Genomic DNA, 204 nt, shown 5'->3' on the forward strand with positions numbered 1-204 from the left:
CTGTATATGCCTATGATTCCCGAGGCATCGTATGCGATGCTGGCGTGTGCTCGTATTGGTGCCATTCATTCAGTGGTATTTGGTGGTTTTTCGGCAACAGCTTTAGCAGATCGCCTGGATGATTGTGAGGCAAAAGTCGTGATTACGGCGACAGAGGGTGTGCGTGGTGGGAAATCTATCCCGCTTAAGTCAAGTGTGGACGAC

Annotated in this window: 1 protein-coding gene; it reads left to right on the plus strand. The window is 50.5% G+C overall.

Going from position 1 to position 204, the window contains the following annotated elements:
* The coding region (locus tag A3757_RS04140; RefSeq protein ID WP_156506165.1) for an AMP-binding protein at positions 1–204 on the plus strand (204 nt) is incomplete at both ends.

This window comes from Oleiphilus sp. HI0117 (genome assembly GCF_001635235.1).